Below are 24,248 nucleotides of genomic sequence, written 5' to 3' on the forward strand. Positions count from 1 at the left end.
AAATTATATTTACCGGTAAGTAAAATTACAAGTCTAATCTTATTCAATGGATAAGTTGTCATAAAATATTCACGGAGGTACTGATGAAAATGAATACAGATTCACAACGCTCACCAGGAAGACCTAAACAATCAGAAGATGATTTACCCGTACAAGAAATCATTCTGCAAACGGCCGCCAAACTGTTTATGGAGCAAGGGTATGAACCTGTTTCTCTCCAACAGATCGCTAAAGCTTGCAATGTGTCTAAACCATCCATTTATTATCACTTCACCAGTAAACCGGAACTTTTTAAGATCGCGGTTACGACCATGTTTAAACATGTGCACCAAACGACGTCACGATTATTAAGAGAAGCAGACAATCTGGAAACAGGACTGCTACATGTGGCAGAAGCAAGGTTAGCTAATCCTCATGCGGAGATTGAGACCCTGCTCAGAGAAGCGGAGAGATATTTGAGTGAGAAACAGATCGAGGAAATCAGAGCAGCGGAAAATAAAATTTACATAGAGCTGGCTGATTATTTTAAAGATGCAATGGATAATAACCTTCTTCGAAGCAACAATTCCATGCTACTTGCCCAAACCTTTTCAACAATGATGGTCATCGGCAATAAGGAAGATACATTAAGAGCACATGATTCCACTTTAAATTTGGGCAAGGAGATTGTCGAAATTTTTTTGCGGGGTACGATGGTGAGATGACAGGCCACCAGACTTATTTAAAAATGGTGTTCCTATCTCCTCGTTCGGGGTTGGAGCAGAATACATGGAGGGTAATAAAGATGAGACGTGATATCAGAGGTTAAAGCGTCTGCAAAATGCTAAACTAAAGGAACCTCAGACACGTTATAACGGGATTTAGGCATATGTAACGTTTTTTGGAGCATTTTAGCAAATAACGTGTCCGGTGTTCCTTACGATTGAGAAAGAAAGCCCGGGGCCCATAAGCCGTCCTATTCCTTAAGTAAAGAACATGCTCATGCTCCCTGAACCTTCCTGCCGGCCTGCTATTTTTCTGAAAACGACTGGCAGCCTCTTCACACTTTCTGTTCCAGCCCAGGAACCAACACCAGCAAGAAGTGCATTATGAAACAGATAAAGCGCCACATTGTAAGCGAGGGTACCCAATACCATCTCCACCACCAAAAAACGTTTTAACGTGGAAGATTCGATGACGTATACCTGAAATTCATTTCGAGACTTACCAGCCCTGTACCTTGTGATGAATGTTTTCATGAATCACCTTTTCTGTTTTATTTTATCGTATGGCAGGCAGGTCTTGTCTTATTCTAAAATAATACTTACATAAAGTAACTTAGTGTGTTATAGTCAGCTTATAAACCATACATAAGCGAGGGAAATTACTATGAGAGATTTGGAGAATCTGGTCAAAAACCGCAGATCTGCCGTTATTTTTGAAGAAGGAATTGAGATTCCAGAGTCGGAACTGCAAGAAATGTTTGCCCTGAACAAATTTGCACCTTCTGCCTTTAACCTCCAACATACGCACTATCTTGTACTGACAGACCCGGATCAGAAAGAGAAAGTATACGAAGCTTCACAGCAATATAAAGTTAAAACCGCCTCTGCGGTCATTGTGGTATTAGGCGATGTTAACGCACACCATCACATCCGCACAATCAATGAGGGCCTGCTGAACCTTGGCGCGCTTACTCCGTTCCAATACGAGCAAGAATCACAGAGTGTCATCGAATTTTACGAAACGCGGGGAAGGTTCTTCCAGCGGGAAGATGCAATTCGTAATGCCAGCCTGTCAGCGATGCAATTGATGCTGATCGCTCAGGGTCGTGGTTGGGACACCTGCCCCATGATTGGCTTCGATGCGGAAGAGTTGCAACGCAGTCTGGATATTCCCGACCATTATGTCCCTGCCATGCTAATTACAATCGGCAAAAAGTCGGAAGCCAAACAACGTCCACGCGGATACCGCAAACCGATTAACGAATATGTCAGCTTCAACAAAATGCATGCCGAATAACTTGGGAATGTGACATCCGTAACTTTTCACTGATTCCATTACAAAAGAGAGGTCGATGATCATATCATCGGCCTCTTTCCTATATTCCCAGAATAAACAAATCACACGTCAAACTAACCAGTCTTTTCCCAAAATACATATGAATATTTTTTTATACCATGATAGCATTCGAGATGTAACCCATAACTGTAACGAAAGGAATGAAAATCAATGGAATTCTACATCGAAAACCTGCCAACCTCCCGGATTGCTTATGTACGACAAGTGGGTCCGTATGGTCCTGCTAACAGCCACGCGATGGAGACGTTAAAGACTTGGGCCAGATCCGAAAGCCTACTTACAAGGTCGACCATCTTGTTCGGCATTCCGCAGGATAACCCGGAAACCACCCTCCCCTCTCAATGCAGGTATGATGCTTGTATTGTCATATCGAAGGATTATGGCCTGGATGAGTCGACTCCCCATCTTGAAGAAGCTGAACTTCCTGGCGGGCAATACCTGGTTTGCAAAATCAAACATACAGCAGAAGATGTGAAACAAGCCTGGACCGAGATTTTCCCGTATTTGCAGAGCAATGGTTATATCATGGACAACAAACCCATTATGGAAAGGTATGCGGGTGATCTGCTTCTTCTGGATTTTTGCGAAATATGTATACCCGTTAAGCCGCTATAAAATCATTCAAAGTTGTGGATGCCAAAAACAACAAAAGCGACTTCAACGTTGAAGTCGCCTTTGTTTATAACCTATTTCCGTATTTCACCAATTAAAATGCCCAGTTCCCTTTACGGAATACAGGTTCCACTGTACCATCCTGCAGTTCACCATCAATGTCGAGCTCTGCGGAGCCGATCATAAAGTCCACATGGGTCAGACTGACGTTGCATTCATGTTTCAGCAATTCCTCGTTAGACATCGTCGTACCATCCTTCATATTGAATGGATATGCACTTCCGACGGCCAGATGGCAAGATGCATTCTCATCAATACCGGTATTATAGAAAATACGATTCAAGTTGGAAATTGGGGAATCATGCGGCACCAAGGCCACTTCGCCAAGATAACGTGCACCTTCATCGGTAGCAAACAAGTTTTTTAGATGCTCTTCACCCGAAGCTGCCGTAAAAGCAACAACCTGTCCATCCTTAAACGTAATTCTCATCTGGTCTACAAGTTGTCCATTCAGGTTCAGCGGCATCGTGCTGCTGACAAACCCGTTGACTCCACTGCGCTTCGGCATGGTAAATACTTCTTCTGTCGGCATGTTCGCAACGGTATACACACCTTGCTTGTTTTCGCTACCGCCGCCACCCCAGATGTGGTTGTTCACCAGCTCAATTTTCAAATCCGTTCCGGGTGCCCGGTAGTGCAGGCTTTTATAATTTTTCTTGTTCAGCAAATCACTCATGGCATTCAAGGTGTCCAGATGTTTTTTCCAGTTCTGAATAGCATCTCCGCCATCGACACGGTTCATTTTGAAGATGGTATCCCACATCACGTTAATACGATCTTCCTCTGGAATGTCGGCAAACACTTTGTTCGCCCACGCCTTAGTTGGCGCTTTGATCAGACACCAGCTAATTTCGTGGTTACGCGTATATTTCGAATATCCGCGACGTGCATGAGCCGCCGCTTTGGTTGCACGCGACACGTTGTCGGAATTGATGCCTTTGTACAATTCAGGGTCAGGTACTTTGATCGTAAGGGTAGCTCCGCCTGCTTCGGCAAACTTCTCCATCATTTCCCCCTTCCAGACTGGGTAATAATAGAAGCTGTCATCAGAGCCATGTTCAAAACGACTGCGTGTAATATCGTCGTCATCAAAATCAACCTGTACATAATTGGCGCCAGCCGCATACGCTTTTTGCACGATCAGACGGGTGAATTCCAATGTTTCGATGGGTGCCGTTACGAGCAGATCCTGTCCCTTCTGAATATTTACGCCGACTTTGACAACCAGCTCTGCGTATTGTTCCAACGACTTTTCAAAGGTTTGTTCAAAATTACTCATGGTTGTGTTCACTCCTGTTTCATATTTGAATATTCAGAATCGATTCCTTCCCCTTCACTACTTATGCTGATATTTCCAACTATATTTTTTCACGCAATTATTTAAGCCTTGCGTTTTTCTTGCTCACGCAACTCGATCCGGCGGATTTTACCTGAGTTTGTTTTTGGCAGATCGGCTACAAACTCGATTTTGCGTGGATATTTGTAGGGTGCTGTCCATTCCTTCACATGGTTTTGCAGTTCACGCGCCAGTTCTGGTGATGCGAGAGACTCGTCTCTCAGCACTACAAATGCTTTCACTACGTTACCACGAATCTCATCGGGACTTGCAACAACTGCGCATTCCTTCACACTGGCATGTTTCATGAGCGCTTCTTCCACCTCGAACGGTCCAATTGTGTAACCTGAGCTGATGATGATATCATCACTGCGACCTTCAAACCAGAAGTAGCCTTCTTCGTCTTTGCGTGCGCGGTCACCTGTTACAAAATAATCCCCACGCTGATTCGCTTCCTTCCGGCCCTCATCCTGATAATAAGCACGGAACAAAGCTGGCATATCCTTATGCACGGCGATATCTCCTACTTCACCAGCAGGTACAGGTTGTCCTTCTTCGTTGATGATCTCAATGAGGCCTGGTGTAATGGACTGCCCCATAGAACCGATTCGTACGGGAGCATCTTTCAAGCTGCCGATCAGCAGCGTGCTCTCGGTTTGTCCATATCCATCCCGGATCGTCAGGTCAAAGTGACGCTGGAAAATTTCAATTACTTCCTGATTCAGCGGCTCACCAGCAGACACCGCGCTGCGCAGTGCGGACAGATCATGGTGACCCAGATCGTCTGTTTTGGCCATTAACCGATATTCCGTCGGCGTACAGCACAAGACGTTGATCTGATGCTCCTGCAACAGTTCCAGATAACGTTTGGGTTGGAATGATCCATTATAAACCAGTCCGGTTGCCCCTCTTCCAAGTACGGACAGAAACGGACTCCAGATCCATTTTTGCCATCCAGGTGCTGCCGTTGCCCAGACCGTATCCGAAGGCTGAATATCCAGCCATAACGATGAAGCGATCCGCAAATGGGCGTAACCCCAACCATGACTATGTACTACGCCTTTTGGATTGCCAGTCGTACCGGAGGTATAAGCGAGAATAGCCATATCGTCACGATGTGTTTCCACCGCAGCCATCGTATCGGACTGGCCTTGCATTAACTGGTGTACATTGACCCAGCCTTCTCCAGGTACGCTATCATCACCATTTGGTGATGCAACGATGCGATGTGCCAACGCTGGCAGATCTGCATTTATCTTTTCAACTTCAGCAGTCGTCTCGGACCAGACAATGACAGCCCGGGCCTCGGAATGCCGAAGACGATACTCCAGATCTTTCGCACGCAGCATTTCGGAAGAAGGAATAACAGCAATGCCCAGTTTCAGGCAGGCAATGTATATAACATAGGCAATAATCCGGCGTGGTACCATGACCAGCACCCGGTCGCCCTTCTCCAAACCAAGATCACGCAAGCCTCCAGCAAGACGATTTGCCTGCTTCAATAACTCACCATAAGTGATCTCTTCCAATTCTTTATGATCGCTTAGCCATCTAAGTGCAACCCGATCCGACGGGTGATTCTCCATCTCGGATGTCAGGTTATAGGTTTCAGGCGAAATCCACTGTTGAAAATTCAAATGGAGCCTCTCCTTCATATTTCAAATGTATAGCATCTATATATTATACCCTAAATCCTAGGACCTGGTGCTATGATATGAAATAGTTTAAGAAAAAAATAAACACAGGTCAATTAAGACGAAGCTCTAAAAGGTCTATCTCTACATATAAAGAATGATATGTAAGACAAAAAAAGTGTCCTCCCGACTACAGGAAGACACCTTCGTTATCCCAACATATCTATAACAAATGGATCCATTTAATCATCGTAGACATGACTCTGAATTTCCAGAGTCGTATCTCTGCGTTACAATCTTACCAAGCGTAGTTTCCGATGCCATTCAAGATGCTTTCGATTTCACTCAGCTCTTCCGTTGTCAGGTCTGGTGCCTGAAGTGAGGCTACGTTTTCTTCGATCTGGGACACACGGCTTGCGCCGATCAAGGCAGAAGTAACTCGGTTACCACGTAAAATCCAGTTCAGCGCCAACTGGGAGATCGTTTGACCTCTACGTTCAGCAACCGCCTGAAGTGCTTCGAACTTGGCGATCCGTTCGTCCGTATAGGCTTCTTTTCTCAGATTGCCTGTTGGATTGGCGCGCTCTTCCTTGATCTTGTCCACATATTTATTCGTCAACTGTCCCCGGCCAAGCGGACAGAATGCGATCGCTCCTACGCCGTGCTCATCCAGCACATCCTGCAATCCATCCTCAATCCAGCGATGCAGCATCGAATAGTTTGGCTGGTGAACCAGGCAAGGTGTCCCAAGACGACGCAAAATAGTAACTGCTTCTTTCGTCTGTTCGGCATCATAGTTGGACAAGCCTACATACAGAGCTTTACCCTGTCTAACGATATGATCCAGCGCAGTCATCGTTTCTTCGATCGGTGTCTCCGGATCTGGACGATGATGATAGAAAATATCTACGTAATCCAGTCCCATCCGGCTGAGACTTTGGTCCAGACTGGCAATGAGGTTTTTGCGAGAACCCCATTCGCCGTATGGACCGTTCCACATATGATAACCCGCCTTGGTTGAGATGAGCAGTTCGTCGCGGTAAGGACGCAGATGTTTTTTGAAAATGACACCAAAATTCTCTTCGGCTGATCCTGGAGGTGGTCCATAGTTGTTGGCCAAGTCGAAATGGTTAATCCCCAGATCGAATGCGCGCAGGATCATCTCTTCCTGAATATCCAGGGTGCGATTTCCACCGAAGTTCTGCCATAAGCCAAGGGCTATTTGCGGCAGTTTGATTCCGGTTCTGCCAGAGCGTGCATACTTCATTTCACTGTATCGTTGTTCACTCGCTGTATAAGGCATGGTTAATCTCTCTTTTCCTGTAAAAGTTATTGAATACCCTTTCATCTTAGAGACTTTCCATGTAAAACGATATGGCATTTCACTACAACGATATGGAAAAATGATTGGTATCTTCATCAAATGATATTTATAAAACGATTCCTTTCCACCTTTTATATGTTAAAATGCAAGGTATAACGACCTCATAACAGGAGTGAATAGCCTTGATTACGTATATGTGCAAAAACAATCACTTTCAGGAGCTGCAGCTCCTTCATTACGGCACAGAAGCTTGCGCACCCGGTCACCACTTCGGCCCGGCCATGCGGGATTATTACAAAATCCATTACATATTGGACGGCAAAGGTACCTTCGAAGTCGGAGGCAAAAAGGTTACGCTGCGTAAAGGCCAGGGATTCCTGATCGTCCCCCATTCGGTCGTTCATTATGAAGCAGATCAGAATGACCCGTGGGAGTATAGCTGGGTTGCTTTCCAAGGAAGCACCTGCCCGTCGTTATTGCAGCAGGCTTGCTTGTGCGAACACCATCCGATCTTTGAGATGGGCAATGAGGATGACGAGATGCGCTCCTGTCTGCACCGCATGATTAGCTCTCGCAACACCCATAAGGGATGGGAGATCAGCATGACGGGATTGCTCTTTCAGTTTTTCTCCATTTTGATTGATCGGGCCAGTGAGGACAGACCTATTCCGTTCCAGGACTATACAAAAGAAACCTATGTCACTCAGGTAATGGATTTCATTGAGATTAATTATGCCAATTCCATAACCGTTCAGTCCATTGCGTCTCATGTTGGGTTGCAGCGCAGCTACTTGTGTTCCCTCTTCAAAGACAAGATGGGCACCAGCATTCAGTCTTATCTGGTCAATTACCGCATGCGCAGGGCGGCTGAGCTGACGCTGGACCCGGCTTTGACCATTGGGGATATCTCCCGTTCGGTTGGATATGCCGACCAGCTGCTTTTCTCGAAAATGTTCAAAAAAGTTATGGGCGAAGCCCCTACGTATTATCGCAAACACAAAACAGCACGTTCCCATTTATGCAGCTAATGGGAACGTGCTGTTTTTGTATTTTTACACAGGATATCACTACCTGTTTATGACTGAATTCCATTCGTTCGTTCTGCTCGTTTTGCTTTAAACTTGCTCCTGCATGGTCACGCCTACCACTTGAACTTTAATTTCATTCACCATAATGCCTGTTAATTGCTCGACAGCTTGCTGCACATTATGTTGAAGTTCCTGACAGACTTCATGCATCTTTTTGCCAAATTGAACATTGATTCGCAGTTGGATAGATGCCTGGTCATCTTTTATCGCAACGTCAATCCCTTTTTGCAAGCTCTTTCCGCTGATGCTCTTGGCGATTCCTTCGGTAAGACCAACAGACATGGAGGATATTCCCTCTGTAGTCTGAGCAGCCATGCCAACAATTTTGGATACTACATCATTGGAAATATGAATGGCGCCCATTTGAACAGATTGCGGCTCAATATACTCAGGTTCAGTGTATGGTTGTGGGATGATTTCAGACATGATTTCCACTCCTTCTATATCATTTATACATGTTTAAGCATTTTGCCATTTGTCCTTGAAGAATAGCTGATAGATTCGAACCAAAATAATTTTAACGATCATATAAACAGGGATGATAATCAGAATGGCAATAATGCCGCCCAGGTCCCCTGCACCGAGCACCAATATAATGGTGGTAAGCGGGTGAATATCGAGTTTTTTGCCGAATACATACGGTGCAACCAGATTATCCTGAATTTGCTGTGCGACCAGAATAATAATGAGTGACCAGATCGCAACCGAAGGGGATACCACAAGTCCCATAATGACAATAGGAACGGAAGACAGGATCGCCCCGATAAACGGAACAAAGTTCATAATGACCGCAATCACGGTTAACAGCAGTGCATACGGGAGACCAATGATCAGGAAACCGATATACATCAGCACGCCCAAAGCCAGATTCACGAGAACTCGTCCAACAATAAAGCCGCTTAACGCCTGATCGATCTCAAGTACCACGTCACGACTGTCTTTTTGGAAACGTTTTGGTGCAATGTGCACCAGCTTACGACCAAATTTCTCACCCTGCTTCAACATGTAGAACAATATGATCGGGAAAGTGAACAGAACAATCGCAAAGCTTGAGATGAGTGAGAAGAATCCACTCACATAGTTCGTGACAAAGGTGAAGCCTTTGTTAATGTAATCCGTAATCTGCGAAAACGGGGTCGACCCTTCCGGGAACAAAGCCGTAATGACACCGTTCTGTTCCAGCTCTTTAAGCTGCAAACTCAGTGAATTGATCAGATTTGGTGCGTTTTCTACCAGGTTGATCAACTGCTCGCGTAGTGACGGCCATAGTCCTATAATAAACAGGGCGAACAGTATACCAAACACCAGATAGATCAGCAAAATGCTGAGTGTGCGATTCAGCTTCTTTTTTTCCATGTAATTGACGAGCGGCCGCAGCAGATAATAAAAGAATACGGACAGCATCATCGGCACGGTAATCACCGTAAGCATGGTAACAAGCGGTTGGAAAATAAAGCTGACACGTGATAACAGATAGATATTAATCAGTATCAGTGCCAGTGCAATACTGAAACGTACAAACGAATTTACTTTGAACAAAAAGTTTCCCCTCCACTTAACCTTTTCTATATGAGCATTTTGCAAATGGTGATCAGAATGACAACATGTTTATGTCAACCTTATCCTTTATGTCGGTTCTTTATTTCGGAATCTGTATAGTGAACACCGTCGTCTCCCGTCCACGCCGGGAAAGTGTCAATCGTCCACCCATTTTCTCGGTGTTCCGCCGCGCAATTGCCAGTCCAAGCCCCGTACCCCCGGTTCCCGTACGAGCCTCATCCCCGCGTACAAATGGATCAAAGATCGTTGCCCACAACTCTTGAGGGATACCCACACCGGTATCAGCAACCTCAATAACCACATGGTTGTCCAGTGGGATTAACTCCACACGCAGCTCCGTCCCCCGCGGGTTGTAGGACAAGGCATTTGTAATCAGGTTCTGAATTACTCTGGACAAGAGCTCCGGATCATACCTCGCATAGATCTCTTCATCAGGAACGAGCACATGCAGGCCAAAATGGTTCTGCTCAATCTCACCATACGTATCCGCCATAATCTCACGAACAAATTCGCCGATTTCCCGCTGCTGAATGTGCATACGGAAGTCAGGTGAATCCACTTTGAGCAATTCCAGCATATTCTGAATCATGCGCGCGACCTGAACGGACTTGTTGTAGATATATCCCAGGTATCGCTGCTGCCTGTCCTTATCTTCCCCTCGCCCTTCCACCAAAGCCTGGGCGTATCCTTGAATACTCGTGATCGGGGTCTTGAGATCATGCGACAGATCCACAATTAATCGCTGTTTGCTTTCTTCGGCATAACGTTTCTCCGCAGAAGTATTCTCAATGACGTCCGCCATATAATTGAAGGTTTCTCCAATCTGGACAAATTCCCTCTCTGCCGAGATGGACATGCGCGTACTATAATTCCCCTGGATCATCTGGGTAAGACCTAGAGAGAGAATACTCAGCGGCTTTTTGATTCGCCGGGCGACCCAATAGCTGTAAACAAATATCAGCAGCAAGACCAATCCGATTCCGATCATAATGTAAAACGATAACGGATGCTTCAAATTGGTAATCAGCTGATTATCATTAATTCGCACACTGACCAAGTCACGCGGAATCTTCAGCAAAACGTACTTTGCAGCTCCCTCTGTTGAAAGCGGACTAATGGAGTAGTAGTATGGCTGTTCGTTTCGGTTTTCGAGTCCTGCATATAGCTCGGCTTCACTGTATTGAGTGAACGTATCCTGCTTGTCCCCGATATAACGAATGACCTTCCGCTCCGCATCCAGCACTTCAATCCATCCCCCGCTGTCCTTGAGACGCTGAATCTCGGTATTATTGGCCTCATCGGAACTTCCGGACAGCCACTCGTTCTCCAGTTCGGTCACATACACATGTGCCTCCACATTCAGATCAGGATCCACGACCTGATCCGAAATGCGGAAATCGACCACATCCAGATTAATGATAATGTACACGATGGCTACCAGTAACAACAAAAAGAAGTTAAAAAGCAAAAAGTCCAGTGTCAGGGACGTTTGCAATAGTCTCTTTTCTCTAGCTTTCCATGGGCGCTTCAATTTTGTATCCCAGTCCCCTTATCGTTTTTAAATATTCCGGTTGCCTGGAGTCGCGCTCGATCTTCTCCCGAATGTTACTGATATGTACCATTATCGTGCTGTCCTCGTGAGCGTAATAATCTCCCCAGACGGCTTCGTATATTTTTTTTCGGGTAAAGACACGGCCTGGCTGCTCCAGCAGAAGCTCCACGATTTTGTACTCTGTAGAAGTCAATGTCACAGGTTTACCCGAGCGAAAAAGGATACATTGGGATCGATCAAGCCTGAGTTCACCCAGCACAAGATTTAACTCCTTGGCAGCAGGCACGTCAGGTGCATCAAATTGATTGACTCTTCTGAGCAAAGCTTCCACTCTGGCGACAATCTCCAAAGGATTAAAAGGTTTGGAGATGTAGTCGTCTGCACCCAGTCCGAGTCCAAGGATTTTGTCGTGGTCCTGGCTTTTGGCCGACAGGAACAGAACAGGCATATGATGTGTGGTCCTGATTTGTTTGATCAACTGGAGTCCATCCATTACAGGCATCATAATATCCAGTATGACCAGATCAATCTGAGTTGAATGGATACACTCCAGCGCTTCTACCCCATTAACGGCTGTCACAATGTTGTAATCCTTCTCGAGGTACAACTGAAGCAGTTCCACAATTTCGGGTTCGTCATCTGCAATTAATAGTGTGTATCTCATGCGAATCCTCTCATTCCTATTTCAATAAATTCAGTTTTCAAACGAATTCGTATCCGTACATTCATTTGTTATTGTTCATATGTCTATACGTTACTACTATATACTACGTCTCTTAAATCAATCTAAACCATTTCTAAAGATAACCTAAATAAAAAGCCCGGGCATCAGGCCAGAGCTTCAAATATAAAGCTAAAATAAGTAAAGTTTCAGTACCATTCATCACTGGCTACGTAACCAGGGTTCAACCCGGGCATATAATCGGTCCTTATCATATTGCACATACTGACTCGCCCGATTGCGCACCGGGTCACCGGCATAGAAACGTTCATACAGATCATGTCTGGCTCCCAGCGGACTTCCTGTCAGCTCCCAGGCGAGCTGGAATAACCGAATCTTTTCTGGTGCCTGCATCGTTACGCCTCCAAGATACTTGTTCATCATGGGGCTGATACTTCCTTCGAGCTCCTGCTTCCCGGAAGGGATCTGAATAAGGCCACCTGCGGCAATCGTCTTCAAAATCTCAACAGCACGCGGGTAATAACGGTTCCCCAGATTACGGGCTGTTTCGATATATTTGAATGATGGCAGCCAGTTTCCATGAATATCCGGTGCAGCCTGAGCCTCGGATGCGATGATGAGTCCTTCAATCGTATGCATCTGGCTGATCATCTCCCCGAGCTGTTCCTGTACATTCAGGAAGGAATCCACTCCAATCTCCTTGGCAACGGAAGACGTGATGGCTGTAATGAATTCCAGCTTTGAATGCAGCCGAATAATGCTCTGATGGTAAGCCAGACTGGAGGATGCCACGTTGCAGCGAATCTGCCATACCGCTTCCGGATTGTTGTGCAGCAGTACACGCTCCCAAGGTACAAACACATCGTCAAAAAATAATACAGCATCCATCTCATCATACTGACTACTGAGCGGATGAGCAGTATCTGACTCTAAAGTTGCAAAAGATTCTCTACATACCATATGTAATCCTGGACTTCCTGCTGCCACAATAACCATATGCGCCAATTCCGGGCGATGTCCGGGAATGCGCTGAATCGGATATGCAATGATATCGTCCGCATGTGGAGCAGCAGTCGCCACCATCTTGGCCCCACGAAGGACAACGCCCTCCGTATTGGTACGAATGATTCGCAGCATTGCATCTTCATCTTCCCCAACGGGCAGAGCGCGGTTAATCTGCGGGTCACGCTGGACTATGGTCAGGAAGACATCCTTCCGTTTTGCCTCCTCATAATAGGCAGCGATTTTACCACCATATGCCGGGTCATATACAGCCATTGCATCCCGTGTGGCATACCATCCGGTCAGGCGGGACCGGGCGTAATCCGAGAGACGGCTCATTACACCATAGGTGCGATCAGACCACAATCGAAAGGCTGCCGCCCTGCTGCTGATCTCCTGAGCACTACGGGGTACTCGAAAAGCCTGGTGTACATATCCATTCGTCTGCTCATCCCAATAAGCCACTGTCTCTCTCGTGTCCGCATCATCCACCAGATTGAACAGATCTTCAATCGTTTGCAAGGTTCCCCGGAAGGCAGAATGCTCTGTTACTCGAATACGTTCTCCATCCAGCCATACATTCCGTTCGTCGTTCAACCGCTCCAGATAAGCTTGTCCACGGGACATCGTTAAGCTCAATTGTAATCCTCCTTCTCAGTTAGAAAGGCTAGGAAACTCAATAGTGTTGATGGTTTTATTCATTTCAAGAGTCAAGCTACATCGAAATGATACATACTGTATCTATTGAAATAGTACTTTGCTTTCGAGGAAAAAGTCAACAGACACCGAACCTAAGGTCCGATGCCTGTTCTATTAAAATTATGTTAGATCAGTTTGGCATACATATTGCGAAGATAACGCCAGCGTACCAGCAGGAAGAACAGAATCTGCATGGAAGCAAATACCAGGAAAATGCGCAAAGTATAACCCATGACGGAGAAATCTACTAACTGCTGTAATGCAACAAAGGCCACGGAGCTGTGGATAATGGCCAGGACGATTGGCAAGAAAAACATTAACAGCAGCTGTCTGGTTACGATGTTGCGAAGCTCCGGCCGACTCAGTCCCATCTTACCAATCATGCGGTACTGCTCTTCATCCCGTTCCAGATCTGCATATAACCGGAAGTAGGTAAAGCTTGCAGCAAAGGTAAAAAAGACGATGCCAATCAATCCACTCAGAATAAGGATAATGCCATTGGTTTGTTTGGAATTAAGCCAATCCAGCACGAGAGCGCTGATCTCGAAGTAGCCCCGATTACTTGAGTCATTTTGAATGGATTCAATCAGATCCGGCGCAAACTTCCGCGTCCCCATCCAATCTGTCACAACAAATTGCGTCTTTCTATCGGGATAATAATTTTCATCAGCCTCGATTTGAATATTAAATTCCCTATTCATCTTGTCGTACAGCTCATTGGATACCACATAAACTTCCCTTTTGAATTCAACAGGGATGACGATATCGGTTGCAGGTGTTGTTAATCTGACCTTTTCCTGAACTTCCCACATACTGATATTTTTCTCAGTTGAACCCTGCCCGGCTTCTGCTCGTAATGTCTTGCGACTCGTAAGATTGCCTGGAGTCATAAAGGAATCGTTCACATTCTCGAGAGTTCGCTCTTGGTAACCGAGCGCCTTGGCAAGATGATTATATTCACTTAGTTTGATGATATAGTTCCCCTCGTCATCAAACAGCGGAGTATAACTACCTTTCTGGTACGGAACCTCATTATCGATCAATGTCTCCTCGATCTTCCTGATGTGCCGTTCTGCGCCAGGTGTATCCCATGAATTTTGGTAGGTAAACGCATATGGATTTGACATCGATGACAATCCCGGATCGCCGATCGCCAGCATCGTGCCAATGCCTGTAAAGGCAGAAGCCGAGATCACACTTACCATAAAAAACATGACGGCATTATCTTTCATTCGATAGGTAAGTTCGGACAGAAACAGCAAATTCGTTTTGCGGAAAAACAAACGCTTATTGCTTTTAAGCGCCCGAATGGCATACACACTAAGTTGGGTGAATAACAGATACGTGCCTGCAATAACCAAAACCACACTGCCAAACAGCAAAGGGAAGGAGTATGTGATCCATACAAAGGCAAATACACCTGCATATCCACCCCCAATGAGTATGACGGAGAGAAGTGCTAAAAGACGAGAGGCCTTTGGCTCGGGTTTTGGTTTTTCCTCTGATTTTACAAGGTCAATCAATGACCCTTTTCGCATTAGCAGAGACGAGCTCAGCGCAATCACAACAAACAGCAGCAGAAATGCTCCGACAGTAAGTGCGATTGCTTTTAATGGAAAATAGAATCGAAGACTTTCCTCCACAGCCAGCATCGAACCGCAGATCAACAGGATCAGCTTGGCAAAGATCATTCCTAATCCAACGCCTGCCACAATGGCGGCGAGTCCAATGCACAAGTTCTCCATAAATAACAGTCGGTTCATCTGTTTACGTGTCATGCCAATGATTTGAAATATGCCGAATTCTTTTTTGCGCGTCTTGAGAAATGAACCTACGGAATAGAGTAGAAACAGAAACGAAAAGATGAAAATAATGATTTCAGCAATCAAAAAACCCTGATTCGCAAGCATGGTCACTGTCCCACTTGAACCCTTCAGTCCATCCTTCAGATCCGGGTGAAACAAAAGCAGCGCATACGTAAAAAAGATCATGACGGAAAACGTACTGCTCAGGAAATGAGCCAGATAAATTCGTTTGTTCCGAACAACATTATTAATGGCGAACTGGCGAAAATTCATGTCCTGAGCCTCCCATCAGGGATAATACGTTGATGATTCGCTGATAAAACGTTGATCGGTTATCTCCATAGTGAATTTCGTTGTACAGTCGTCCATCCTTAATAAATACAACCCGGCTGCAATAACTTGCCGCAACAGCGTCATGCGTGACCAGCAGCATAGTGGCCCGATCTTCCTGGTTGCGACGCTCCAGCATCTCCATTACATCACGCGCTGCCTTCGAATCGAGATTTCCTGTAGGCTCATCAGCCAGCACCAGCTTGGGAGAATGGATCAGGGCTCGTGCGATTGCTGTCCGCTGGGCCTGACCTCCGGAAATTTCATACGTGCGTTTGTTCAGCAGAGAGGCGATGCCCAGCTTCTCTGCGAGTCGATCAACACGTTCATTCATCTCCTCAACCGATACTCCGTCGAGCGTAAGCGGCAGGACAATATTTTCTTTTACCGTGAGTGTGTTGAGCAGGTTAAACGACTGAAATACGAATCCCAGCTCTCGGCGTCTGAACAGAGCAAGTTCATCGTGATCCAGTTCAAACGGGTTCTTTCCTGCAATCTGCAATTCCCCTGAAGTCGGGTGGTCAATGGTTGAAATCATGTTTAGCAACGTTGTTTTACCGCTGCCTGATGGACCCATGATGCCGACGAATTCACCCTCCTGAATACTGAGATCAATTCCTGACAAGGCTTCGTATGACACGATCCCTTTATAAATTTTGCTAATCTGTTTCACTGAACATATCTCCATAGGTTAATGGCTCCTTTTAGATTTCGAATTTGAATTAAACCACGTTGAACTGAACTTCTTCGCCATTCGAGGTCGTTCTCTACTTTCTGACTTCAGTCTATCGAAGTTTCGACCATTCTCCTATGGATTAACCTTTCATCTTCATGACATTATTGTAAGGTTATACAGTCTCACTATCCGACAATCGTCCTCTCATATGTAGAAAATGAGAAAGACGCCGATCCCTATCAGGGCACCAGACGTCTTCTCATTTCATTCCGCATTATGCTGCTTTATATTTCAGGTTTCAAATGTAATGGTTACCGTTGTCCCTTCTCCCTGAACGGATGTAAGGTCAATCTGATGGTTCATTCGTGTCAGGACATCCTTTACAATATACAGTCCCATCCCCGTGGATTCTTTAAAATGTCGCCCATTCTCTCCGGTGAAAAAAGGCTGGTACACTCGGTTAAGATCCGACTTGGGAATACCCACTCCCTGATCCTTCACTTCAAGAATGATGGAACGTGTGGATTCATAAGCCTGGATGATTACCTTTTGCCCGTTTCCCCCGGAAGAGTACTTGATGGCATTGGATAACAGTTGTACGAGGACAAACCGAATCCACTTCGCATCCGACTGGACTATTAACCCAGAATCAATTTTCATCTCGGGATACACGTGATTGCGAATGAAGAAACGTTTTAGTTCATGGATAGCTTCTTCTCCGGCCGCCTTGAGGGATACTGGTTCCACACTGAAATCTTGTTCAAATGTCTCCAGCCGCGCCATGTATAGCACGGTTTCCAGCCCTCGTCTCATCTGGTCTGCTTCCTCTCGAATGCTGATGAAACGGGCGTCCTCATCCTCCTGATCCTCAACCGTCAGTTCAATGACGGACAACGGTGTCTTCATCTGATGAACCCATTGATTCATAAAAGTCAGGTATTCCTGTTGACGCTGTTCCAGACGATGCAGATGCGCATGATAATGACCGTACTGTGAGTCCAGCAGTTCTGACAATGCCTGCGGCAAGGGCGCGGGCTCATTCAGTGGAACAAATTCTTTCAGATCATTCATTCGATGGGACATCCGGGAATAAAACATGCGATGGGACAGATACCGATAAATGAGATAGGCTGCATATAGGACTAACCCCAGAGATACCGCATAAGCGGCCGTTAACCAGTGGTCATAGCCGTCGTACCAGAAGACCGCAACCACGGTGAACAGCATAACGATTACCCAACAAGTCAGTACAATATGTTCTTTGATAAACAACTTCATGAGGGCGACGATGCCTTCCAATTACTGTTGAGTCGATAACCCGAACCTCGTACCGTCTCCAGCGCATCTGTAATTCCCAGCTCAGTCAATCGTTTACGAACTCGGGTCACATTCACGCTAAGTGTATTATCATCCACAAAGGAATCATCCCACAGCTTTTCCAAGATGGTTTCACGGCTAACCAGTTTGGGACTCCGACGCAGCAACGTCTCCAGCAAAATGGTTTCTTTCTTGGTCAGCTGTATCTTGCGGTCACCGAGCTCCATCTCCAATCTTTCCAGATAAACAGTTAATCCATCCAGCTCCACCTTTCGCTCTTCATGACGCGCAGCGTAATCGCCATACACCCGGCGCAGCTGACTTCGAATTTTGGCCATGACAATCTCATGCTCAAACGGCTTCGTAATATAATCGTCCGCACCATTCTCCAGCGCCATGACCTGATCCATCTTGCCACTACGGGCCGAGATGAAAATAATCGGACAAGTGGAGATGGAGCGAATTTGGCGACACCAATAGAACCCATCGTAACTCGGCAAGTTGATATCCAGCAGCACGACATGCGGCTTAATCTGTTCAAACTGCTGGACGACCTGCTCAAAATCCTCAACCGCAACGGCCCTGTCACCATATCTCTCGATATGGGATTGAAGTAAACCCGCAATCTTCGGATCATCTTCAATAATCATTATCGTATACATAAAAAGGTCTCACCTCTAACCTGTCATAATGGAATATGCAATTCTCTTTCCAAAATCATAACACAGGTGGGTACTATCGGGCATCGACCTTCTTGCGCCAATCCACAATGTCAGCGTTCAGCTGCTTCAAATCTCCAGATGGCTGCTGCTCATCGGACAAGTTATACTTCTGTTTCAACGCCAGAATTCGATATACACTTTCATTAATTCGGGATTCTGAAATTTTTCCTGACTTCACCGCACTCTTCAGCGTATCAAAAATAGTCTTGGCACTCTCATAACTGTGAGCTACCAGCAGAATATCGCTCCCTGCCTGAACCGTCGCCACGGCAGCATCGTTCAGCTTATAATTTTTCGCGATCGCGCCCATGCTCAGATCATCAGTGATGACCACACCGTCATACTTGAATTTGCCACGCAACTGCTGACCAATAATGACGTCCGACAAGGAGGCCGGATGGTCGGGATCCAGCTTCGGAAACAGAATATGGGCTACCATAACCGCCTCCACCTGTTCCTTCACCGCTGCCTCAAACGGAATCCACTCCAGCTGGGCAAGTTGCTGTTCCGTTTTGTTCACGACAGGCAGATCCAAGTGGGAGTCCACTGACGTGTCTCCGTGACCGGGAAAATGCTTCACCACCGGAATAATCCCTTCGCTGCGCAGCCCTTTCATTTCGGCTATACCCATTTGGGAGACCAGACTGGCTGAACTTCCAAATGAACGATCCCCTATCACCGGGTTATTCGGATTACTGTTTACATCCAGCACTGGAGCAAAATCGACGTTAAAACCTACCAGTTGAATTTGTCTTGCTAACAATTTGCCCATCGTTTCAGCCAAATCAGCATCCTTCGTCTTGCCCACTTTCCCATTGGAGGGTATAGTCTCAACCGTTTCCGGCATACGACTAACTTTGCCACCCTCCTGATCCACACTCATGAAAATTGGAACCGGATTGGAACGATTGGCATCCTTGATGGATTGTACGAAGTTTGCTGTTCCTGGCACGGTTGAGACATTATTGGCATAGAAAATAATCCCTCCCACCTTCTGATCCGTGATCATCTGTTTCGCTTGAGCATCCAAAGTGGTTCCCTGAACACCCGCCAGAATCATTTGTCCGATCTTCTCATCCAAAGACAATTGGTCGAGCTGCTCTTGTACCGGATCTTTCTCTTCCTGCGTAGGCACTGTATTCTGTTGATCATCCTGACCATTCTGATCTTCTGCACCTGCGTTTGAATTCGCATTCGTCTCCGTTCCGGCATTATTGTTATTTTGGTCTGACGAGGAAGGCTTCTGTGACTGCCCACATGCGGATAAGAGCAGGACTATTCCGAATAGCAGGAACAACATTTGAAGCATGTTTATGTGTTTGTTTTTTAACTTGCGATTATGGTAATACAAGGATGGTCATCCTCCTTAAGAGTTGTTGTCATTCAGGCTGAGTGTGGTTCAGGCATAACCTTATCATAAGGTGGTTCATTTTCAAAATGGAGACAGCCCAAGTACAAATTCTTAAGATGCAGCCTGAATGACGCAAAAAAATTTTCCCCTTGTGGGGTTAAAGTGTGGTATCTCATGGTGTTATTCCTTGGGCGTGTGTGATTGGAGGGGATGAGATAAGGTGTCAGCGGTGCAAAAAATGGTTTTCTATTGTGAATTTTTCATATGTTGAAATTGTTATTATAGTGAGGTGAAAAAGCCGCCTTTCGGCGGCAATATGTTTTATTTTCGTTGTTGTAGTCGTTGGTTTTCGTTGCTGTTGGCATTTGTTCTTTCCAAGCCTTAAAGATTATTCTTTAATAGAGTGTTTTCAACACTTCTGTTGTAAAAGGGACGATTTCGGACTGGCTGCCTTCGCGAACTTTGTTTGGCCATTCCGGATCACTCAGAAGTACACGCCCCAACGCGATCAAGTCAAATTCATTATTCTCCATTTTCGCGTTCAACTGATCCAGATGAGCGTCACCCGTTCCCTGGTTTTCGTTCGCTCTGTCCACGAATTCCGCTTCAAGCCCTACTGATCCAACGGAGATCGCCGGTTTGCCACTTATTTTCTGTGTCCAGCCTGCAAGATTCAGCTCTGAGCCATCAAATTCCGGCAGCCAGAATCGACGAGTCGAGCAGTGGAAAATATCTACACCTGCCGCCGTGAGGGGTGCAAGGAATTGCTCCAGTTGTTCTGGCGTTTCCACCAGACGTGCGTCATAGTTCCCCATTTTCCATTGGGAGAAACGAAGTACAATCGGGAAGTCAGGACCTACTGCAGCACGGCATGCTTCAATAACTTCAACTGCAAAACGCGTGCGCTGTGTCAGATCGCCACCGTATTTATCCGTACGACGATTGGTCTGCTCCCAGAAAAATTGATCAATCAGGTAGCCATGAGCCCCGTGAAGCTCAATACCATCGAAACCGATACGCTGCGCATCAGCTGCAGCTTGGGCATACGCCTGGATAATACCCTTGATCTCGTCCTCTGACAAAGATTCTCTCTCAGGTTCACCTGCCATGCTTATTCCCGATGGGCCTACCGGCTCAGCTTCTGCATTGGGCAAATCACCTGAACGGCGGGCTGTACCTACATGCCATAATTGTGGCATGATTTTGCCACCTGCCTCATGGACAGCCTTGACTACATTCGCCCAACCCTGCAGTGATTCTTCGCCATGGAACAACGGAATGCTTGCGCCACTAATGGATGAGGGGTGGTTAATGCCCGTTCCTTCCGTAATGATCAGCCCTACACCTCCGGCTGCTCTGCGACGATAGTATTCCACGACCTCTGGTCCGGGTACTCCTTCGGGTGAAAATCCACGAGTCATAGGCGCCATGACGATCCGGTTGGACAGGTTAAGCTTGTCCGAGGTGAATGGTTTAAACAAAGCTGACGGTACATTCATTGTGTATTGCTCCTTTACGATCAGATTGGAAGAAAACATGTAAACTTTCTTGCACAAAAAAATAGAGCAAGTTCAATGTAGCTTCTTCTAAGAAGTTCTACGATTTCAGCCTGCCCTACTTTTAACCCAAAACCGCCCTCTCTGTAACCAAAAATGTGGATGAAGCATAGTATATAATCCATAATCTTCCTTCAAATTAATTAGAATTAACAGGAATATCATTGCGATTAACTCTGAGCAGTTTGCCTGATGAAGTGGATAGAACATCCGGGTCTGTGCCCAGCCCAAAGTAGAAATCACCTTCGTGTTCTTCAAAAGACCTGGCGTACGTGTCTTGGTTAAAACGGAGAATTTCATTCCATGTGTTCAGATCTGTCGATTGATACACCCGGTTTATATAGAGATTCGCACTTTTGCGTGTGTAGGTAAGCACATAGACTTTCCCGTCCCGAAGCAGTAGATCCGTAGGAAGAGCTTGAGTATCTGGCAAAATGACGCGTACTGCCTGATTAATGTCGGTCATGACATTCAAGGATTTGGGTAATAGCTGCCCATCATTGAATACCCCTCCGGCAATATAAAGCAGCTTATTGTTGAAATTAATGTTTTTCCCTATTTTATTATACGGCACTGTGCCGGTTTGGTAGGATAAGCCTGGGAGCATTTTGCTACCATAGATGACGACATCTTTCTTTTCAAACTTCTCATTAATCTCTAATATATTGGTTTTATCACCCCAAATTTTATTGGCAGGATACATCATGCCTGATGCATATAATTTGCCCTTGATTTCAAATAACGTATATGCCCTGAAGCCAAACGTGTTGATGGTCGCGAATTTTTGCCATGTTTCGCCTTGATCATGAGAGATTAATACAGTAGGTTTCTGCTCGGTGCCCAGCGCTGCGAACAGTTTGCCCTGATAGGACGCCAAATCATATACGTGTACACCTAGCGGCAGATTGCGATACTTTGTCCATACATCTCCATCTAACCGGTAGAAGTTTCCCATATCCCACTGCTCACCATCCGAATCATTTCCGGGAATATATAATTTGTCGTTCAGCACTTTATAAATGTCAATCTGTTCCTCATCCACGTACAATTTGGTCGAAGGAACGATGCTCGGATTACTACTGGTGACGGACTGGGTTATAAATTTGGGATGGGCTGTATCGTAATAAATGACTGGAATAGGACCCGCATTAGGTGAAACACCCAAATTACTGCTGTTCCCATGACCCATATATATTTTCCCTCTGTACAGCTGCAAGTCCCAGACATTATTGGCATACGGTGCTTTCTTAAAAGGTTTTCCAAGCAACTCGATCTTGGACGTCACATCGGCTGATGTGATAGGCGTGCTAGACACCTTGGCAAGTGCCCGTTCGGCAGTCGGCTGCTGATCGGTTGAAACATTGTTTTTGGGTTTCGAATTCCCCATAAGCAGCCAGCCCATGCCTGCAACAATCGTCAAAATCACGGCTGCCCACTTCGTATTCCTCTGCATGTCCGCTTCCTCCTTCATTTTTTATGAGATAACACCTTTATATCAAAATGATACAAATTGTATCTTTTTATATTATGTAAAATGGAATGTACTTGCAACAAATTCCGCCCGCTCTGTGCAAAAAAAATAGACAATCGCATCCGAAGATGCGTTGTCTATTTGTCATTCATTCGTTGTGGCGCCTACCACTTACGCAACAGCTCAAGTTGAACTTCAACTGGGTGACTGTTGCCATTCGTTGACTTCCACCCTATTAAATTGTCTTGTTGTATGGCTTGGTAAATTTACTCTGCTTTTACCAGAATTTTAACCTGGTTTTTCTCTTTCAGCAGTGCTTCAAATCCATGCTCCACCACTTCGTCCAGGCTGATTCGTTTGGTTACCAGCTTGTCAGCTGGGAAGAAACCTTTAGCCATCAGGCTAATCACAGCCGGGAATACGTCACGGTAACCGATAATGCCATTGACCGTACGCTCCTTCATGACAATGGAGTTTGGCACAATCGGTGCTTCCTGTTCAAAAATGCTGACGATCATCAATTCACCGCCAATACGCGTTGAATCAATCGCTTGTTGCAGTACGCGCGGTACACCCGTTACTTCATAAGCTACATTTACGCCGCCTTGCGTACGTGCATGAATTTCGTCCACCACATTGTATTGTGTAGGGTCAATAACAATGGCACCAAGTTCTTCCGCTTTGGCTTTACGTTCCTTGGATAATTCCACGACATAAATATCCGATGCGCCAGAAGCTTTCAACGCTTCAATAACCAGCAACCCGATAGGACCCGCACCAAAAACAGCGGCAGTGTCGCCGACTTTCAGCTTGCTTTGACGAACCGCATGAAGAGCTACTGCGGAAGGCTCCACCAACGCTCCTTGCTCGTACGAGATGGAATCAGGAATGGCGTGCACCATATATTCCTCAGCTGTTACATACTCTGAGAAACCTCCTCCTCCACCAGCCAGGCCCAAGAAACCCATCTGATCGCACAAATTGTATTTCCCCTGTTTACAGGCTTCACAATGACCACATGCATAAATCGGTTCGACCACTACGCGGTCACCTGCCTGAAAACGTGTCACACCTTCTCCTACTTCAACGACTTGTCCTGAAAATTCATGCCCCATCACAACAGGTGCTTGTTCCCCTGTTAGCGGATGCGGCGCTTGAGCCGGAATGAAGATTGGGCCAGCAGTATACTCGTGCAAGTCACTGCCACAGATCCCACACCACTCCACTTTTATTTTAACCTTCCCCTGTTCAGGGCGGGGTTCATCAATATTTTCGAGACGCAAATCTTTTACTCCATGCCAACGCAATGCTTTCATTTGTTTCATCTCCCAGATCATAATTTTTGATATAATCGGAAACGTTTCCGTAAGTTAAATATGTCACATTTTAAATAGGCTGTCAAACATAATT

The 24,248-nt window shown here is 45.8% G+C and carries 21 protein-coding genes; 4 read left to right on the forward strand and 17 right to left on the reverse strand.

The annotated features are described in order from the left end of the window. Positions 1 to 83 precede the first annotated feature (83 nt). Positions 84 to 704 carry a TetR/AcrR family transcriptional regulator gene (locus tag HW560_RS24925; RefSeq protein ID WP_257031429.1) on the forward strand — a complete coding sequence of 207 codons (621 nt, stop codon included), beginning with the start codon at positions 84 to 86 and terminating at the stop codon, positions 702 to 704. A 258-nt stretch (positions 705 to 962) separates the two neighbouring features. Here HW560_RS24925 and HW560_RS24930 read toward each other — a convergent pair whose 3' ends face one another. Next, positions 963 to 1,238 (reverse strand): hypothetical protein, encoded by a 276-nt coding sequence (locus HW560_RS24930; protein WP_110001016.1) that lies wholly within the window; start codon positions 1,236 to 1,238, stop codon positions 963 to 965. A 130-nt stretch (positions 1,239 to 1,368) separates the two neighbouring features. Between HW560_RS24930 and HW560_RS24935 the strand changes: the two genes are divergently transcribed. Continuing rightward, entirely contained in the window at positions 1,369 to 2,001 is a 633-nt protein-coding gene (locus HW560_RS24935; RefSeq protein WP_179265029.1) for a nitroreductase family protein, read from the forward strand. A 210-nt stretch (positions 2,002 to 2,211) separates the two neighbouring features. Further along, entirely contained in the window at positions 2,212 to 2,676 is a 465-nt protein-coding gene (locus HW560_RS24940; protein ID WP_090896988.1) for an AraC family transcriptional regulator, read from the forward strand. A 91-nt stretch (positions 2,677 to 2,767) separates the two neighbouring features. On the opposite strand, the gene HW560_RS24945 is transcribed toward HW560_RS24940, so the two are convergent. The 3 genes from HW560_RS24945 to HW560_RS24955 all read right to left on the reverse strand — a co-directional run bounded on the left by HW560_RS24945 (position 2,768) and on the right by HW560_RS24955 (position 7,006). Then, positions 2,768 to 4,012, reverse strand: coding sequence for an aminopeptidase (locus tag HW560_RS24945; RefSeq protein WP_179265030.1), 1,245 nt, complete (start codon positions 4,010 to 4,012; stop codon positions 2,768 to 2,770). Positions 4,013 to 4,113: 101 nt separating this feature from the next. Further along, a complete protein-coding gene (gene mbcS, locus HW560_RS24950; RefSeq protein ID WP_179265031.1) occupies positions 4,114 to 5,724 on the reverse strand; it encodes an acyl-CoA synthetase MbcS in 1,611 nt (536 codons plus the stop codon). Positions 5,725 to 6,001: 277 nt separating this feature from the next. Beyond that, on the reverse strand, positions 6,002 to 7,006 hold the full coding sequence (locus HW560_RS24955) for an aldo/keto reductase (RefSeq protein WP_179265032.1): 1,005 nt from the start codon (positions 7,004 to 7,006) through the stop codon (positions 6,002 to 6,004). A gap of 203 nt (positions 7,007 to 7,209) precedes the next feature. Between HW560_RS24955 and HW560_RS24960 the strand changes: the two genes are divergently transcribed. Then, positions 7,210 to 8,055, forward strand: coding sequence for an AraC family transcriptional regulator (locus tag HW560_RS24960; RefSeq protein WP_090896974.1), 846 nt, complete (start codon positions 7,210 to 7,212; stop codon positions 8,053 to 8,055). Between the two features lie 87 nt (positions 8,056 to 8,142). On the opposite strand, the gene HW560_RS24965 is transcribed toward HW560_RS24960, so the two are convergent. From HW560_RS24965 to HW560_RS25025, 13 genes are all read right to left on the reverse strand, one after another. Next, entirely contained in the window at positions 8,143 to 8,541 is a 399-nt protein-coding gene (locus HW560_RS24965; protein WP_053782092.1) for an Asp23/Gls24 family envelope stress response protein, read from the reverse strand. Positions 8,542 to 8,574: 33 nt separating this feature from the next. Then, on the reverse strand, positions 8,575 to 9,654 hold the full coding sequence (locus HW560_RS24970; RefSeq protein ID WP_090896971.1) for an AI-2E family transporter: 1,080 nt from the start codon (positions 9,652 to 9,654) through the stop codon (positions 8,575 to 8,577). Between the two features lie 100 nt (positions 9,655 to 9,754). Continuing rightward, on the reverse strand, positions 9,755 to 11,206 hold the full coding sequence (locus HW560_RS24975; protein WP_076291047.1) for a HAMP domain-containing sensor histidine kinase: 1,452 nt from the start codon (positions 11,204 to 11,206) through the stop codon (positions 9,755 to 9,757). Next, positions 11,184 to 11,891, reverse strand: coding sequence for a response regulator transcription factor (locus HW560_RS24980; protein ID WP_090896968.1), 708 nt, complete (start codon positions 11,889 to 11,891; stop codon positions 11,184 to 11,186). Before HW560_RS24980 ends, HW560_RS24975 begins: the two co-directional genes overlap by 23 nt. A gap of 219 nt (positions 11,892 to 12,110) precedes the next feature. Then, entirely contained in the window at positions 12,111 to 13,538 is a 1,428-nt protein-coding gene (locus HW560_RS24985; protein ID WP_179265912.1) for a 4-hydroxyphenylacetate 3-hydroxylase family protein, read from the reverse strand. A 197-nt stretch (positions 13,539 to 13,735) separates the two neighbouring features. Beyond that, positions 13,736 to 15,688: an ABC transporter permease gene (locus HW560_RS24990; RefSeq protein ID WP_179265033.1), complete on the reverse strand. Its 1,953-nt coding sequence runs from the start codon at positions 15,686 to 15,688 to the stop codon at positions 13,736 to 13,738. Continuing rightward, positions 15,663 to 16,433 (reverse strand): ABC transporter ATP-binding protein, encoded by a 771-nt coding sequence (locus HW560_RS24995; protein WP_090896962.1) that lies wholly within the window; start codon positions 16,431 to 16,433, stop codon positions 15,663 to 15,665. Before HW560_RS24995 ends, HW560_RS24990 begins: the two co-directional genes overlap by 26 nt. A gap of 279 nt (positions 16,434 to 16,712) precedes the next feature. Next, complete coding sequence (locus HW560_RS25000) at positions 16,713 to 17,699, reverse strand: sensor histidine kinase (RefSeq protein ID WP_179265034.1); 987 nt, start codon at positions 17,697 to 17,699, stop codon at positions 16,713 to 16,715. Further along, a complete protein-coding gene (locus HW560_RS25005; RefSeq protein ID WP_053782085.1) occupies positions 17,696 to 18,400 on the reverse strand; it encodes a response regulator transcription factor in 705 nt (234 codons plus the stop codon). The genes HW560_RS25000 and HW560_RS25005 overlap by 4 nt, the downstream gene beginning before the upstream one ends. Positions 18,401 to 18,473: 73 nt before the next feature. Then, a complete protein-coding gene (gene nagZ, locus HW560_RS25010) occupies positions 18,474 to 19,811 on the reverse strand; it encodes a beta-N-acetylhexosaminidase (protein ID WP_256222021.1) in 1,338 nt (445 codons plus the stop codon). 395 nt (positions 19,812 to 20,206) lie between these two features. Continuing rightward, positions 20,207 to 21,310: an NADH:flavin oxidoreductase gene (locus tag HW560_RS25015; protein WP_179265035.1), complete on the reverse strand. Its 1,104-nt coding sequence runs from the start codon at positions 21,308 to 21,310 to the stop codon at positions 20,207 to 20,209. A 196-nt stretch (positions 21,311 to 21,506) separates the two neighbouring features. Beyond that, the gene (locus HW560_RS25020; protein ID WP_179265036.1) at positions 21,507 to 22,820 is read right to left on the reverse strand and encodes a hypothetical protein; all 1,314 of its coding nucleotides are present in this window, start codon (positions 22,818 to 22,820) and stop codon (positions 21,507 to 21,509) included. A 284-nt stretch (positions 22,821 to 23,104) separates the two neighbouring features. Then, positions 23,105 to 24,154, reverse strand: coding sequence for a 2,3-butanediol dehydrogenase (locus HW560_RS25025; RefSeq protein ID WP_090896944.1), 1,050 nt, complete (start codon positions 24,152 to 24,154; stop codon positions 23,105 to 23,107). Positions 24,155 to 24,248: the final 94 nt, after the last annotated feature.

It is taken from the genome of Paenibacillus sp. E222 (genome assembly GCF_013401555.1).
In the GTDB taxonomy this organism is placed as follows: Bacteria; Bacillota; Bacilli; order Paenibacillales; family Paenibacillaceae; genus Paenibacillus.

Bases quoted from the DNA above. Each gene is read 5' to 3' on its own strand.
- HW560_RS24925 (WP_257031429.1), top strand. From the start codon at position 84: ATGAAAATGAATACAGATTCACAACGCTCACCAGGAAGACCTAAACAA.
- HW560_RS24930 (WP_110001016.1), bottom strand. From the start codon at position 1,238: ATGAAAACATTCATCACAAGGTACAGGGCTGGTAAGTCTCGAAATGAA.
- HW560_RS24935 (WP_179265029.1), top strand. From the start codon at position 1,369: ATGAGAGATTTGGAGAATCTGGTCAAAAACCGCAGATCTGCCGTTATT.
- HW560_RS24940 (WP_090896988.1), top strand. From the start codon at position 2,212: ATGGAATTCTACATCGAAAACCTGCCAACCTCCCGGATTGCTTATGTA.
- HW560_RS24945 (WP_179265030.1), bottom strand. From the start codon at position 4,012: ATGAGTAATTTTGAACAAACCTTTGAAAAGTCGTTGGAACAATACGCA.
- mbcS (WP_179265031.1), bottom strand. From the start codon at position 5,724: ATGAAGGAGAGGCTCCATTTGAATTTTCAACAGTGGATTTCGCCTGAA.
- HW560_RS24955 (WP_179265032.1), bottom strand. From the start codon at position 7,006: ATGCCTTATACAGCGAGTGAACAACGATACAGTGAAATGAAGTATGCA.
- HW560_RS24965 (WP_053782092.1), bottom strand. From the start codon at position 8,541: ATGTCTGAAATCATCCCACAACCATACACTGAACCTGAGTATATTGAG.
- HW560_RS24980 (WP_090896968.1), bottom strand. From the start codon at position 11,891: ATGAGATACACACTATTAATTGCAGATGACGAACCCGAAATTGTGGAA.
- HW560_RS24985 (WP_179265912.1), bottom strand. From the start codon at position 13,538: ATGTCCCGTGGACAAGCTTATCTGGAGCGGTTGAACGACGAACGGAAT.
- HW560_RS24990 (WP_179265033.1), bottom strand. From the start codon at position 15,688: ATGAATTTTCGCCAGTTCGCCATTAATAATGTTGTTCGGAACAAACGA.
- HW560_RS24995 (WP_090896962.1), bottom strand. From the start codon at position 16,433: ATGGAGATATGTTCAGTGAAACAGATTAGCAAAATTTATAAAGGGATC.
- HW560_RS25000 (WP_179265034.1), bottom strand. From the start codon at position 17,699: ATGAAGTTGTTTATCAAAGAACATATTGTACTGACTTGTTGGGTAATC.
- HW560_RS25005 (WP_053782085.1), bottom strand. From the start codon at position 18,400: ATGTATACGATAATGATTATTGAAGATGATCCGAAGATTGCGGGTTTA.
- HW560_RS25015 (WP_179265035.1), bottom strand. From the start codon at position 21,310: ATGAATGTACCGTCAGCTTTGTTTAAACCATTCACCTCGGACAAGCTT.
- HW560_RS25020 (WP_179265036.1), bottom strand. From the start codon at position 22,820: ATGCAGAGGAATACGAAGTGGGCAGCCGTGATTTTGACGATTGTTGCA.
- HW560_RS25025 (WP_090896944.1), bottom strand. From the start codon at position 24,154: ATGAAAGCATTGCGTTGGCATGGAGTAAAAGATTTGCGTCTCGAAAAT.